12 protein-coding genes and 1 pseudogene are annotated in these 13,277 nt (G+C 71.3%); 7 read left to right on the top strand and 6 right to left on the bottom strand.

The window, feature by feature from the left end; genetic code table 11:
• Positions 1-247 precede the first annotated feature (247 nt).
• The 3 genes from rlmN to RTL41_RS20690 are packed head-to-tail and all read left to right on the top strand — an operon-like array spanning position 248 to position 2,750.
• Positions 248-1,417, top strand: a complete 1,170-nt coding sequence (rlmN, locus tag RTL41_RS20680; protein ID WP_312167276.1) for a 23S rRNA (adenine(2503)-C(2))-methyltransferase RlmN — start codon at positions 248-250, stop codon at positions 1,415-1,417.
• A 60-nt stretch (positions 1,418-1,477) separates the two neighbouring features.
• Complete coding sequence (locus tag RTL41_RS20685; protein WP_312167278.1) at positions 1,478-1,903, top strand: DUF350 domain-containing protein; 426 nt, start codon at positions 1,478-1,480, stop codon at positions 1,901-1,903.
• A gap of 13 nt (positions 1,904-1,916) precedes the next feature.
• A complete protein-coding gene (locus RTL41_RS20690; protein ID WP_312167281.1) occupies positions 1,917-2,750 on the top strand; it encodes a serine protease in 834 nt (277 codons plus the stop codon).
• Between the two features lie 439 nt (positions 2,751-3,189).
• Here the strand turns inward: RTL41_RS20690 and RTL41_RS20695 are convergent, their stop codons facing one another.
• From RTL41_RS20695 to RTL41_RS20705, 3 genes are read right to left on the bottom strand one after another with little or no spacing between them, the layout of a single operon-like run.
• A complete protein-coding gene (locus RTL41_RS20695; protein WP_312167283.1) occupies positions 3,190-4,896 on the bottom strand; it encodes an AmpG family muropeptide MFS transporter in 1,707 nt (568 codons plus the stop codon).
• Between the two features lie 40 nt (positions 4,897-4,936).
• Positions 4,937-6,436, bottom strand: a complete 1,500-nt coding sequence (locus RTL41_RS20700; protein ID WP_312167285.1) for a response regulator — start codon at positions 6,434-6,436, stop codon at positions 4,937-4,939.
• Between the two features lie 47 nt (positions 6,437-6,483).
• Positions 6,484-6,864 (bottom strand): helix-turn-helix domain-containing protein, encoded by a 381-nt coding sequence (locus RTL41_RS20705; protein ID WP_312167287.1) that lies wholly within the window; start codon positions 6,862-6,864, stop codon positions 6,484-6,486.
• 102 nt (positions 6,865-6,966) lie between these two features.
• On the opposite strand from RTL41_RS20705, the pseudogene RTL41_RS20920 reads away from it, so the two are divergent.
• The 4 genes and pseudogenes from RTL41_RS20920 to RTL41_RS20720 all read left to right on the top strand — a co-directional run.
• A pseudogene (locus RTL41_RS20920) lies at positions 6,967-7,155 on the top strand (response regulator transcription factor); the annotation flags it as partial.
• A gap of 124 nt (positions 7,156-7,279) precedes the next feature.
• On the top strand, positions 7,280-7,666 hold the full coding sequence (locus RTL41_RS20710) for a hypothetical protein (protein ID WP_312167290.1): 387 nt from the start codon (positions 7,280-7,282) through the stop codon (positions 7,664-7,666).
• A 196-nt stretch (positions 7,667-7,862) separates the two neighbouring features.
• Positions 7,863-8,207 carry a hypothetical protein gene (locus RTL41_RS20715; RefSeq protein ID WP_312167293.1) on the top strand — a complete coding sequence of 115 codons (345 nt, stop codon included), beginning with the start codon at positions 7,863-7,865 and terminating at the stop codon, positions 8,205-8,207.
• Between the two features lie 84 nt (positions 8,208-8,291).
• Complete coding sequence (locus RTL41_RS20720; protein WP_312167295.1) at positions 8,292-8,717, top strand: hypothetical protein; 426 nt, start codon at positions 8,292-8,294, stop codon at positions 8,715-8,717.
• Positions 8,718-8,761: 44 nt separating this feature from the next.
• On the opposite strand, the gene RTL41_RS20725 is transcribed toward RTL41_RS20720, so the two are convergent.
• The 3 genes from RTL41_RS20725 to gshB form a co-directional block, all read right to left on the bottom strand.
• Positions 8,762-10,261 (bottom strand): MFS transporter, encoded by a 1,500-nt coding sequence (locus RTL41_RS20725; protein ID WP_312167297.1) that lies wholly within the window; start codon positions 10,259-10,261, stop codon positions 8,762-8,764.
• A 125-nt stretch (positions 10,262-10,386) separates the two neighbouring features.
• Positions 10,387-11,910, bottom strand: coding sequence for a YifB family Mg chelatase-like AAA ATPase (locus RTL41_RS20730; RefSeq protein ID WP_312167300.1), 1,524 nt, complete (start codon positions 11,908-11,910; stop codon positions 10,387-10,389).
• 132 nt (positions 11,911-12,042) lie between these two features.
• Positions 12,043-12,990 (bottom strand): glutathione synthase, encoded by a 948-nt coding sequence (gene gshB, locus RTL41_RS20735; protein ID WP_312167303.1) that lies wholly within the window; start codon positions 12,988-12,990, stop codon positions 12,043-12,045.
• Between the last annotated feature and the right edge of the window lie 287 nt (positions 12,991-13,277).

Genomic DNA, 13,277 nt, shown 5'->3' on the forward strand with positions numbered 1-13,277 from the left:
CGCCGTCCTCAGAGACCTAACAGCCCCAAAAACTCAACTGACTTGATGACACCTGCTTTTTCTCCGGCAGCGTTTGGCGCAAGCTGCTTGGTGTTCGAGATTCATGGCGCCGACGCCGGGCTTTGCGCGGTCGCCCTCGCGCTCGGACCGCCGTGCGGGCCGGCTCCCAATCGGCCGCAGGGGCGTTCATTTGGCGTAAGGGCGGGGGCGCCCTATATTCCGCGGTCTTCCAGACAGCGAGTTCCCCTTGGGCGTCACCCTTGATCTTTCGCGCGGGCCGGTCGCGGCCGTCGCCGTCAAACCGAACCTTTCGGGCCTGACCCGCAAGGCGCTGGCCGACGCGCTGGTCGCCGCCGAGGTGGTGCGCCCGGACAAGGCGAAGATGCGGGCCAGCCAGCTCTGGCGCTGGATCCACCACTATGGCGTCACCGATTTCGCGGCCATGACCGACGTGGCCAAGGAGACCCGCGCGGCTCTGGACCAGGCCTTCACCCTGGCGCGGCCCGAGGTGGTCGAGCGCCAGGTGTCCAAGGACGGCACCCGCAAGTGGCTGATCCGCATGGCCCCGGGGATCGAGGTCGAGACCGTCTACATTCCCGATGTCGGCCGCTCGGGGGCGCTGTGCGTCTCCAGCCAGGTCGGCTGCACGCTGAACTGCACCTTCTGCCATACCGGCACCCAGGCGCTGGTGCGCAACCTGACCGCGGCCGAGATCGTCGCCCAGGTGCAGGTGGCGCGCGACGACCTGGCCGAATGGCCGAGCCCCAAGGAGGACCGCCGGCTCTCGAACATCGTGTTCATGGGCATGGGCGAGCCGCTCTACAATCTCGACAACGTCGCCGACGCCATCGACATCATCGCCGACGGCGAGGGCATCGCCATCTCGCGGCGGCGGATCACGGTCTCGACCTCGGGCGTCGTGCCCGAGCTGAAGGCCCTGGGCGAGCGCACCCAGGCGATGCTGGCGATCTCGCTGCACGCCACCAACGACGACCTGCGCGACGTGCTGGTGCCGCTGAACAAGAAGTACGACATCGCCACGCTGATGGAGGGCATCCGCGGCTATCCGGGCCTGTCCAACACCCGCCGCGTGACCTTCGAGTACGTGATGCTGAAGGACGTCAACGACAGTCCGGCCGAGGCCAAGGCCCTGGTCAAGCTGCTCAAGGGCATCCCGGCCAAGATCAACCTGATCCCGTTCAACCCCTGGCCGGGGACCAATTACGGCTGTTCGGACTGGGGGGCGATCGAGAGCTTCGCGGCGATCCTCAACCGGGCGGGCTACGCCTCGCCGATCCGCACGCCGCGCGGCCGCGACATCCTGGCCGCCTGCGGGCAGCTCAAGAGCGAGAGCGAGAAGCTGCGGGCCAGCGCCCGGCGCAGGCTGGCCGCGGGCGACGCCGAGGCCATTGCCTAGGTTTCACCGGTCCGTGCTAACCATGCGGCGCCATTTTTAGAGTTCAGCCGACGGGGTTCCATGCCGCAATTGCAGTCGCCGGAGATCCAGGCCTTCGCCAACGGCTTCCCCGTCGCCCTGATGCACATCGGGGTGACGGCGGCGATCCTGTTCCTGGGCGTGGTGATCTATGTCCTGCTCACGCCGCATCGGGAGATCGCCCTGATCCGCGAGGGCAACTCCGCCGCCGCCCTGTCGCTGAGCGGGGTGCTGGTGGGCCTGGCCATTCCGCTGGCCGCGTCGCTGGCCGGATCGACCTCGGCGCTGGAGATCGGGATGTGGGGCGCGGCCTGCGTGGCCCTGCAACTGCTGATCTTCCGGCTGGTCGACCTGGCGCTGCACGGCCTGCCCCAGCGCATCCAGGAGGGCGAGATCGCCGCCGCCGCCCTGCTGGTCGGCGCCAAGCTGGCCACGGCCATCATCATCGCCGCAGCGATGGCCGGTTGATCCGATCGGGCCGATGCATTTCCCCCGGCTTCCAGACTGGCTGGTCTATCTGGCGGTGGTCCTGGCGCTGCTGATCGCCGCGGTCGGCCGCCAGGAGCGGGCCGACGCACCGCCGCCGCCGCCGCCGGTGGCGGGGGGCGAGGGCCTGCCGCTGGGGCCCGCCTCGCCGTTCGACCCGCAGGTGGTGGTCGACGTGCCGGGCAAGGCCGAGCCGGGCGTGGGCACCGCCTTCTCCGTCTCCGACGCCGGGGTCTGGATCACCGCCCGCCACGTGGTCGACGGCTGCACCCAGACGGCGATTGTGGTCGCCGAGGGGCGCGGGGTCGAGGCCAGGGTCCATATCGATCCGCGCGGCGAGGCCGCCATCCTGACCACCGAGGGCGGGGCGCCGCCGCTGCCGCTGGGCCTCGATCAGCAACTGCGCCGGGGCGACCGGGCCTTCCATCCGGGCTATCCGCAGGGCGAGCCGGGGGAGGCGACCTCGCGCCTGCTGGGCCGCGAGAACCTGGAGGTCCGCGGCCGCGGGGCGCGCACCGAGCCGGTGCTGGTCTGGGCCGAGACCGGCCGCACCGACGGCCTGCAGGGCACGCTGGCCGGGCTGTCGGGCTCGCCGGTGCTGGACCGCGCCGGGCGGGTGATCGGGGTGACGGTGGCGGAAAGCCCGCGCCGGGGCCGGATCTACACCACCTCGCCCGAGACGGTGCTGGCGGCGCTCTCGGCGACCCACAAGCGGGCCGACAAGTTCGCGGTCGGCGAGCCGATCACCACCGACAACTACGGCCGGGTGGCCGACACCCTGCGCCGCGACCTGCGCGTGGCGCAGGTGATCTGCCTGCGGACGTCCTGACCGGCCCAAAGGGCGGCGCCTTGTTCGTCAGGCACGGCGCGAGTGGGTCCCGGACAAGCCCTGCGGGCTTTCCGGGATGACGCGAGAGGCAAGCTCGCGACAAAGGCGCCAAAGGCAAACCCACCCCCCCTTGGGAGAGAAAAGGCAGGTGTCATCCCGGTTTGCGCAGCAAGACCGGGACCCATGAACACCGGATGGATGAGGATGCGGCGGGGCGGCGCCTCGTTCGTCAGGCGCGGCGTCAATGGGTCCCGGACAAGCCCTGCGGGCTTTCCGGGATGACACGCGAAGCAGGCCCGCAGCAAATACGCCAGAGGCGCACTCCACCCCTCGCAACGCGCCAGCCACCCTCACGGCGCCTTCGTGTCCTTAGTGTCCCGAATCTGCAGAGCGGCCGCGCCTCATTGTCGAAGTCAGGCGCGAACCGACGACGCGGGGGCTACCCTTCCGCCGGCTGCGGGCTGAGGCGGGCGACCAGGAAGGCCAGGACGATGCCGATGACGCCGAGCAGGGCCGAATAGATGAAGAAGGTCACGTAGCCCGAACCGAGCGCGGCGGGGGTGACGCCGGACTTCTGCATGGCGTTGGCGAAGGTCTCCGGCGGCAGGCCGGCGAACAGCGGGGTGAAGGCGGCGAACAGGCCGCCGGCGTCGGCGATCGCCGCCGCGCCCTCGACGATGCGGCCCGACTGCGAGGCGACCAGCTTGCCCAGCAGGGCGTAGAGCGAGGAGAAGAGGGCGTACTGGGTGGCGGTGAAGCCCTGGCCGGTCAGGCTGGACATGTAGGCGATCAGGCAGGTGCCGGCGAAGCCCGAGGCGATGTTGTCGATCCCGATGGCGACGCTGAGCGCCCAGAGCTGCGGCCCCTGGACGGCCAGCCAGGCGAAGACCAGGTTGGAGACCGGCCCGGCGAAGGCGCCGACCACCATCGAGCGGATCAGGCCGAAACGGGCGATGCAGAAGCCGCCGAGGCCCACGCCCAGCACCGACATCACCACGCCCAGCACCTTGCGGACCTCGGCGATCTCGATCTTGGTGTAGCCCATGTCGAGATAGAACGGGTTCATGATGTTGAGCACGAAGTCGCTCAGCCGGTAGACGCAGATCAGCGCCAGGATCAGGCCGGCGGCCTTGCCGTAGCGGGCGAAGAAGTTGGCCAGCGGCTCGCCCAGGGCGACGCTGAGATAGCGGCCGGGGCGGGTCTTCAGGCCCGGCGCCGGGCGGGCGGCGAAGAAGATCACCAGGGCGCCGAGCACGACGCCGGCGAGCTGGGCGAAGACGCCCCAGGGCTTGGCCTCCCAGAGGGTCGTGACCTGCGCCGCCGCGCCGGCCAGGCCGAGGGCCTGGAAGCCGGCGGCGAGGATCGCGGCGTTGCCGGCCAGGCCCGAGCCCAGCACCACGCCGCCCAGCACGAACAGCAGCAGCCGCGCGGCCCACTCCAGGCCATCGCGCGCCGGGGCGGGCGGGATGTCGCCGGTGTCGATGGCGCGGATTTCGTGCTGGGCCTCGCGCGGGGCGCCGAACACGCCGAGCACGCCGATCAGCATCAGCAGGGCCATGATCGCGTAGGAGGTGTTCCAGCCGGCGTATTCCGACAGCGCCAGCGGCAGCACGCCGGCGACGATCATGGCGATGCGGTAGCCCCACTGGTAGGCCGCGGCCATCGCCCCCTGCTTCTCGGTGACCGCCGCCTCGATCCGCCAGGCGTCGATGACGATGTCCTGGGTGGCCGAGACGAAGCCGACCAGCACGGCGAACAGGGCCATGAGGCCAAGGCTGCTGACCGGGTCGGTCCCGGCGATGAGCCAGAGGCCGAGCACGATCAGCCCCTGGCAGAGCAGCATCCACGAGCGCCGGTGGCCCAGCCACCGGGTGACGACCGGAACCTTGGCGCGGTCGACCAGCGGGGCCCACAGGAACTTCAGCGAATAGGCCAGGGTGGCCAGGCCGAAGAAGGCGATGACCTCCAGCGACAGGCCCGCGTCGCGCAGCCAGGCCGACAGGGTGTCGAAGATCAGCAGGTTGGGCAGGCCCGAGGCGAAGCCCAGCGCCAGCATGACCAGGGAGCGGCGCTCGAGATAGACGGCCAGGGCCTGGAGCGTGCCGGGCTTCCTGCCGGCGTCGGGGGCCTGCGTCTCGGTGGTCATAAGGGGCTTCCCCGCACTGGCGCGGGGGCCGCCCCCCGCGTCAGCCGACCTTGGCGTGGTCCGGCTTTTCCGTCCAGTCGGGGGCGCCCGTCCAGCGGCCAAGCGCCGCGCGCAGGGCGTCGGGGGTCAGCGGCTTGACCAGGAAGTCGTCCATGCCGGCGGCGAGGCAGGCGTGGCGATCCTCCTCGAAGGCGTTGGCGGTGAGGGCGACGACCGGCGTGCGCACGCCCTGGGCGCGGAGGCGCTGGGCGGTCTCCAGGCCCGACAGGCCCGGCATGCGCATGTCCATCAGGATCAGGTCGTACTCGCCGACGGTGAGGGCGGCCAGCGCCTCCTCGCCGCCGCCGGCCTGGTCGACGCGGCAGCCCTCGCGGGTCAGCAGGGTGCGGGCCAGCAGGGCGTTGATGGGGTTGTCCTCGACCAGCAGGATGCGGGCGCCGGGGGCCGCGGCGGGGGCGACGCGCTCGTCCTCGACGGCGCGGGCCGGATCCTCGCGGCGGACGGCCAGGACGCGCTCGGCCAGGGAGGCGCGGCGCAGCGGCTTGATCAGGTAGCCGGCGAAGCCGGCGGCGCGGTGCTCGGCGATGTGGCCGCGCTCCTCGGGGGTCAGCATGACCAGCAGCGAGCGCTTGGCCGGCGGCCGCTCGGGGGCCAGGGCGCGGTCGACCAGCACGACGTCGGCGGGCCGGCTGGCGGCCAGGGCCTCGTCCAGGCTGGCGGCGAGCAGGGCCTTGCCGCCGGAAGCCTCGATCTGGCGGCGGGCGGCCTCGGCGACGATGGGGTTGGCGCTGGCGATGGCCACGGTGCGGCGGCTGAGCGGGCGCTCGGCCCGGGCGGGCCGGCGCTCGAACGGCGCCTCGAACCAGAAGGCCGCGCCGCCCAGGCCGGCGGTCTCGACCCCGACCTCGCCGTCCATGGCGACGGCCAGCTTGCGGGCGATGGCCAGGCCAAGCCCCGCGCCGCCCAGCCGCATGTCGCGCAGGGGATTGGCCTGTTCGAAGGCCTCGAAGATGGTCTCGCGCTGGGCCTGGCTGACGCCGGGGCCGGAATCCTCGACGGTGAAGCGCAGGCCGGCCGCGGTCTCGGCGACGGTGACCAGCACCCCGCCCCGGCTGGTGAACTTGACGGCGTTGCCGGCGAAGTTGAGCAGGATCTGGCGCAGGCGCCCCTCGTCGGCCACCGCCCGGCCGACGCCGGCCGGGGCGGCCCAGGCGATCTCCAGGCCCTTTTCCTGGGCGCGCGGCGACAGCAGCTCGCAGACCGAGCGCAGCAGGCTCTCGACCTCGAACTCCGCCGGGTGCAGCTCGATCTTGTCGGCGCCCAGGCGCGCGAAGTCGAGGACGTCGTTGACCAGGCCCAGCAGGTGCTCGCCGGATTCGCGCAGGGCCGAGACATAGGCGCGCTGCTCGTCGGTCAGGGCGGTGCCTTCCAGCAGGCGGGCCATGCCGAGCACGCCGTTCAGGGGCGTGCGGAACTCATGGCTGAGCGAGGCGAGCTGCTCGGCGCTGACGCGGGCTTCACGGGTCGGATCGTGGGTCATCGACCCAGGGTCTACCGGCTCCGGCTTAACGGGCGGTCAAGCCGGCCCTAAAGGGCGGCCATTTCCTGGGCCAGGGTGACCAGGGCGGCGCGGGCCGAGGCCTGCGGGATCGCCGCGAAGGCCTCCAGCAGGTCGACGGCGCCGGTCAGGGCCAGGGCCTGGATCACCTCGTCGGCGGCGTCGGACAGCCCGCCCTCCTCGCCGACCAGCCAGCCGACCGAGGTGTCGAGCGCCGCGGCGATGGCGACGAGCATGGATCCCGATACGCGATTGGCGCCGCGCTCGTACTTCTGGATCTGCTGAAAGGAGACGCCGACGCGTTCGGACAGAACGCCCTGGCTGATGCCCAGGGATTTGCGGCGCAGGCGCATGCGGGCGCCGATGGCGATGTCTACGGGATCGGGCCCAATGGCGTCATCGAGGGGCATTTTGTCCTCCCCACTCGCTTAGGATATTCTATCGCGGCGTTAAGCCTGCCGCACCATAACAAGTAGACGGCCGGTAACGCGAGTCGCTAACGTATTCGTCCTATGCGCGCACCGTCTGAGACCGTCCTGGACCCAGTCGAGCTCCTGACCCCCCGGGAGCGTGAATGCCTGCGCCTGGTCGACCGGCACCTCAGCTCCAAGCAGATCGCCCGCGAGCTGGGCATGTCCAAGGCCTCGGTCGACACCTATTGCGACCGCGCCCGGCGCAAGCTGGGGGTCGGCGACCGCTACGCCGCCGCCCGCGCCCTGGCCGACCATGAGATCGCTGTCCCGATCGGATCGGGACAGGACGCGATCAGGACAGACGCAGATCCCGTCTCGTGGGCTGATGAAGCCCAGCAAGGAGACAGGGTCGATGGGCGACTGGTTGCGAGAACTGGCGGACGCCAGGGTGTCGGTGGTGGATCTTCACCCCGACCGCGAGACGACGAAGCGCCGCGCGGCGGTGGGCCGGGCGATGCGGATGCGGGACGAGGTGGCCGCGTTCGAGCGCCGCTGGCCGGCCCCGCCGAGCCACGAGGCGAACGTGCCGAGCTTTACCTGGAGCCAGCTCGAACGGCAGCTCGCGGACCTGGTGGATTCGCCGATGAAGGCGGCCATGGCCCGCGACCTGATGTCTGGTTTGCGGAAGATGTCGCAATTCAAGCCGCCCGAAATGGTGTTGCGGGAAATCCTCTGCACGAGCTGGGCGCTGCTGGACGAGGACTTTCAGCCGGGCTCGGAGTATCCGGCCGCACCCTAGGGCCGGCCGCCCGACTGGGGCTGGTGGGCGTGATCGCGATCGTCGCGGCCCTGGCGTTCGGGGCCCTGCTCGCGGGGCTGCACGCCCTCCAGAGTCTCATTTAATCCTATTTCCAAACAGGGCCTTAGCCCTGTTCTCCCTAACCTCAAGAAGCACAGAAGGCGTCGGCGTTCGGCCGCGCGCCAGGAGACCTCTCATGCTCAAGCAACGTCGTATGATCGCCGATCAAGTCGCGGCGAGTTTGTTCGAAGCCGAAGCCGCCATCGACGCCGCCCTGGCGAAGACGGCCGGCCTGGCGGGTGTGATGCCGAGCCTGCGCACCGATGCGGGCCTCTCGGCCCTGGTCGGTCAGGGCGCCGTGGAACGGGCCAGCGAGGCGATCGCCCTGCTCGCCCAGGCCCGCCGCGCCATCTGCGAGACCCACAAGGAGCTGGACGCCGCCAAGACCCAGATCGGCCTGGGCGCGGTGATGTACGGCGGCATGGAGAAGCCGCCGCAGGCCTCGCTGCGTCACGGGCTGCGGGTGGCCCCGGCCGCCTGAGACCCAATCCGGGGCGCCCGGAAGTTGCATCCTGCGGCGTAAGCCTCAGTATCGGGGCCCTCATCCCCTGAGGGCCCCTTTTTCGTGCTCAGCTCTCTGCCCGAACAGATCTGGGCCGTCGCCATGTTCGCCGTCTCGACCTACGCCTGGTGGCGGGGCGGCTGGGTCGAGCGCCTGGTGGCGGTGACCAACGTCATCGCCTGGCTGGCCACCATCGCGCTGCAGAACCGCACGAACTGGGTCGATCCGCAGTGGAGCGTGTTCGCGGTGGACGTGGTCTTCCTCGGCCTGCTGCTGGGCCTGGTGGTGCGCTCGGACCGGACCTGGATCATGCCGGCGGCCGCCTTCCAACTGCTGCTGGTGATCACCCACGCGGCGATCATCGTCGACGAGGGCGTGCGGGCCCGGGCCTACATCACCGCCCTGATCCTCTGGAGCTATCTGGTGCTGATCACCCTGGCGGTGGGGACGCACCTGCGCTGGCGGCTGATCGCGCAGCCGGCGCGCTGAGGCCGGCGGGGCGTCGGGACGCCTGAAGCGCCACCGAGGCTGCGTCAGCCGTGCGCGCGGCGATAACGGTCGAGCGCCCGTTGCCGCCGCTGGGCGCGGTTCTGCAGCAGCAAGTGCCAGGGAGCGGCCGTCGCCGCATCGGTCGCTGCGTCCTCGTGCCGGGTCCGGCGATCCTGGCGCATCCGGGCGAGCATGGTCCGGCGGTCGAGCTCGCCGCCCTCATGCACCAGGGTCATGCGGTGCAGGGCGTAGAGCCCCAGCAAGGCCGAGATCAGGAAGTAGAAGTCCCAGTGGTGGATGGAGAACTGCATCGCCGCGTCGTAGTGCGGGCCTTCCCATTGCACGGCCAGCGCCAGGGCGCGCTGGGCGAAGGCGTCGGCGGTGAGCCCGCCGAGAATGGCGGCGCTGCCGGCGGCCGCGGCCGAGACGAGGGCGTTGGCGGCCAGGAACGACGCGGCCGCGCCCGGCGGCGAGAGCTTCTGGGCGATGGCGCCGGAGGCCAGGGAGACGCCGGCCGAGGCCACGCCCATCACCAGGGCGAGCAGGACCAGATAGGCGCCGGCCAGGGTGCGGGAGTGGATCTGGGAGGCGACCACCAGGGCGGCGATGCAGCCGACGAACAGCGGGGCCGAGACGTTGAGCACCGACTTGTTGCTGAAACGGTCCGCCAGCACGCCCCAACGCCGCAGCGAGAGCATGTTGGCGAACTGGCTGACGAGGTTGACCACCATGACGAAGGTCATGCTGAAGCCGAGCTGGCTGAGCATGAACACGGTCAGGAACGGCTGGGCGAGATTCACCGCGAACTGCCAACTGGCCAGGAAGGCGATCAGCCGCCGGTAGTTGGGATGCCGCAGCGGCTCACGCAGCAGGGGCAGCAGGCGGGCGGGCTGCTTGGGCGGCGGCGGCATCGGCGGCTCGGGCGCGCGCGAGAGGCCCCAGGCGCTGGCGAGCTGGGCCAGGAAGGCGAGCACGAACAGGCCGGCGAAGACCGCCGGGCGGGCGGCGTCGCCCTCGGGGAAGCTGTCCAGCACCCAGGCGGCCAGCAGGCCGGCGACCACCGCGACGGCGGAGGAGAGGCTGGAGCGGCGGCCGTTGAAGCGTCCGCGTTCGTCATCGGAGACGGCGTCGCGCACCCAGGCGTTCCAGGCGCAGCCGCCTATCGCCCCGGCGCCGGTGTAGAGCGCGACTGCGACGGCGAAGCCCGCCTGCGCGGCGCCGCCCGGCGCGGCGAAGGCCAGGCCCGCCAGCACGGCGGGCGCGATCGCCGAAACGAGGGAGGTGACCACCGTGATCGCCCGGCGGCGACGCAGCCGCTCGATGAGGATCACGCCGGGCCCCTGCAGAAGCTGGGCCCAGAAGCCGACCGCCGCGAGGATGCCGATCAGGGCGTTGGTCGCGCCCAGATGCAGGGCGAAGGCGGTGAGCAGCACCCCGGTCATCATGGTGTCGCAGGTGGTCGAGAACACCACCTCGGCGGTTAGCACCTTGGCGGCCCGGGCGCGCTGGGCCTCGTCGAAGACGGGATGGCGGCCAAGGTGCATGTCCAGGTCCTTCCCCGGGCGCGGACGCGGTCGGAGAGGGCCAAGTATCGGGCCGGCGCCTGGGCGCGCCATCAGGGATATTGCTGAGGCGGGCGGCGGGGGCGCCCTGAGGGCCCGGACCGGGATCAGGCGCCGACGAAACCCGCGCCCTGGCCGGCGCGGCGATAGATCAGCGCCTCGGCCACGTGGCCGCGCCGCACCGGGCCGGCGCCCTCCAGGTCGGCGATGGTGCGGGCCAGGCGCAGGGTGCGGGTCCAGCCGCGGGCGGTCAGGCCGCCGGCCTCCGCCGCCTTGGCCAGCAGGGCGCGGGCGGCGGGGTCGAGGTCGGCGATCTTCTCCAGGAAATCGCCCTCGGCCCGGGCGTTGAGCTGCGCGCCGTCGGTTCCGGCCCGCTCGGCCTGCAGCGCCCTGGCCCGGGCGACGCGGGCGGCGGCCTCGGCCGTGCCTTCGGCCGGCGCGGGCAGGGCGAGGTCGGCGGCGGTGACCGGCGGCACGTCCACCCGCAGGTCGATGCGGTCCATGAACGGCCCGGAGACCTTCATCTGGTAGTCGGTCTGGCAGCGCGGGGCGCGCCCGCAGGCCCCGCGCCCGGCCCCGCCCAGGCCGCACTTGCAGGGGTTCTGGGCGGCGACGAGCTGGAACCTGGCCGGATAGCGCACATGGGCGTTGGCGCGGGCCACCACCACCTCGCCGGTCTCCAGCGGCTGACGCAGGGAATCCAGGGCCTGGGCCGAAAATTCCGGGAGTTCATCAAGGAACAGCACCCCGTTGTGCGCCAAGGAGACCTCTCCCGGCTTCACCCGCAGGCCGCCGCCGGTGAGGGCGGCCATGCTGGCCGAGTGGTGCGGGGTCCTGAACGGCCGGGCGCGGGTCAGCTCGCCTTTGGCGATCAGCCCGGCCACCGAATGGACCATCGAGGTCTCCAGCAGCTCGGCCGGCGACAGCGGCGGCAGCAGGCCGGGCAGGCGCGCGGCCATCATCGACTTGCCCGAGCCCGGAGGCCCCGAGAACAGCAGATTGTGGCCGCCGGCCGCGGCGATCTCCAGCGCCCGCTTGGCGTTCTCCTGGCCCTTGACGTCCTTCAGGTCGGGGACCCGCTCGCCCTCGATCATCGCGCCGGGCCGGGGCGGCGACAGGATCTGGGTTCCGCGGAAATGGTTCACGATCGCGACCAGGGACGGCGCGGCCAGGACGCGGGTCTCGCCGGCCCAGGCGGCCTCGGGCCCGGAGGCTTCGGGGCAGATGAGGCCAAGGCCCATGCCGCCGGCCGCCACCGCGGCGGGCAGGGCGCCGGCGACGCCGACGATGCGGCCGTCCAGCGACAGCTCGCCGATCGCCGCCCACTCGGCCAGGGCGTCCGGCGGCAGCACGCCCATGGAGGCCATGACCGCCAGGGCGATCGGCAGGTCGTAGTGGCTGCCCTCCTTGGGCAGGTCGGCCGGGGCCAGGTTGGCGATGATCCGCCGGCTGGGCATGGCCAGGCCCAGCCCCGTGAAGGCGGCGCGGACCCGCTCGCGGCTCTCGGCGACGGCCTTGTCGCCCAGGCCGACCAGCATGAACTTCACCTCGCCGGTGGTCAGTTGGACCTCGACGTCCACGCGCCGGGCCTCGACCCCCTGAAAGGCTACGGTGACGACGCGGGAAGCCATGCCAACCCCTAGAAATGGCTCAACTTATCCACAAGCCCACCACGCCGCGCGGGTCGGATCAAGAACAAAAATGGAACTTTTAGGGAAAGTGAGACGATTCCGCGACTTATGCGTGTCTCTTGGAGTTGCAACCTAAACCGTTGTGCGGGCCGCTTCAATAGCGTCCCAGAGAATCGCCGTCGCATCGATCCCGGTGAAGCGCTGCAGGGCGCGCGCGCCGGTCGGCGAGGTGACGTTGATCTCGGTCAGGTAGTCGCCGATCACGTCGATGCCGACGAACATCAGGCCGCGGCGCTTGAGCTCCGGGCCGATGATCTCGCAGAGCTCGCGGTCGCGGGCGGTGAGCTCGACCGCCTCGGCGCGGCCGCCGACCGCCAGGTTGGAGCGGATCTGGCCGGCGCTGGGCACGCGGTTGATGGCGCCGACCGGCTGGCCGTCGACCAGCAGGATGCGCTTGTCGCCCTTGCTGACCGCGGGAATGAACTTCTGGGCGATCACCGGCTCGCGGCCGATCATGCGGTGCAGGTCGAGCAGGGCGTCGAGGTTGGGGTCGTCGGCCAGCAGCCGCGCCACGCCCGAGCCGCCGCCGCCGTAGAGCGGCTTGAGCACGATGTCGCCGTGCCGGGCGCGGAAGTCGTAGATCGCCTCGACGTCCGAGGTGATCAGGGTCGGGGGCTGCACGCCGGGGAAGCTGGTGACGAACAGCTTCTCGGGGGCGTTGCGCACCTCGGCCGGGTTGTTCACCACCAGGGTCCTGGGGTGGATCACGTCGAGGAAGTGGGTCGAGGTGATGTAGGCCATGTCGAAGGGCGGGTCCTGGCGCAGCAGGACGACGTCGAATTCGGCCAGGTCGATCAGCTCCCAGGGGCCGAAGCTGGCGTGCTCGCCCTTGACGTCCTTGACGGTGACCGGACGGCCGCGGGCCAGCACCCTGCCCTCTTCCAGCAGCAGGCGGTCGGGGGTGTAGACGAACAGCGAATGGCCGCGGGCCTGGGCCGTCAGCATCATCAGGAAGGTCGTATCGCCTTCGATCTTGATGGCCTCGAGGGGGTCCATCTGGACGGCGACCTTCAACGACATGGGGAGCTCCTAACGGCCAAGGCGTCTGAGATAGGCCGGGAGGGGCCAGAGCGCCAGCTTAGGATGACCCGCTGATGTCACCCCGCGGATGGAGCAGCACCCGGCAGGGCCGCGCCTCATTCGTCAGGCGCGGCGTCAATGGGTCCCGGACAAGCCCTGCGGGCTTTCCGGGATGACACGGGAAGCGCGCCCGCGCCAAAGGCGCGCTCCACCCCTCGCACCGCGCCATCCACCCGCCACGGCGCCTTCGTGCTCTTCGTGTCCTTCGTGGTCTTGGTGTTTCAAAA

Origin of the sequence: Phenylobacterium sp. (assembly GCF_031984885.1) — a bacterium.
Classification (GTDB): Bacteria; Pseudomonadota; Alphaproteobacteria; order Caulobacterales; family Caulobacteraceae; genus Phenylobacterium.

Excerpts from the sequence above, each read along its gene's own strand:
- RTL41_RS20685 (WP_312167278.1), top strand. The coding sequence starts at position 1,478 with ATGCCGCAATTGCAGTCGCCGGAGATCCAGGCCTTCGCCAACGGCTTC.
- RTL41_RS20690 (WP_312167281.1), top strand. The coding sequence starts at position 1,917 with ATGCATTTCCCCCGGCTTCCAGACTGGCTGGTCTATCTGGCGGTGGTC.
- RTL41_RS20695 (WP_312167283.1), bottom strand. The coding sequence starts at position 4,896 with ATGACCACCGAGACGCAGGCCCCCGACGCCGGCAGGAAGCCCGGCACG.
- RTL41_RS20700 (WP_312167285.1), bottom strand. The coding sequence starts at position 6,436 with ATGACCCACGATCCGACCCGTGAAGCCCGCGTCAGCGCCGAGCAGCTC.
- RTL41_RS20705 (WP_312167287.1), bottom strand. The coding sequence starts at position 6,864 with ATGCCCCTCGATGACGCCATTGGGCCCGATCCCGTAGACATCGCCATC.
- RTL41_RS20710 (WP_312167290.1), top strand. The coding sequence starts at position 7,280 with ATGGGCGACTGGTTGCGAGAACTGGCGGACGCCAGGGTGTCGGTGGTG.
- RTL41_RS20715 (WP_312167293.1), top strand. The coding sequence starts at position 7,863 with ATGCTCAAGCAACGTCGTATGATCGCCGATCAAGTCGCGGCGAGTTTG.
- RTL41_RS20725 (WP_312167297.1), bottom strand. The coding sequence starts at position 10,261 with ATGCACCTTGGCCGCCATCCCGTCTTCGACGAGGCCCAGCGCGCCCGG.
- RTL41_RS20730 (WP_312167300.1), bottom strand. The coding sequence starts at position 11,910 with ATGGCTTCCCGCGTCGTCACCGTAGCCTTTCAGGGGGTCGAGGCCCGG.
- gshB (WP_312167303.1), bottom strand. The coding sequence starts at position 12,990 with ATGTCGTTGAAGGTCGCCGTCCAGATGGACCCCCTCGAGGCCATCAAG.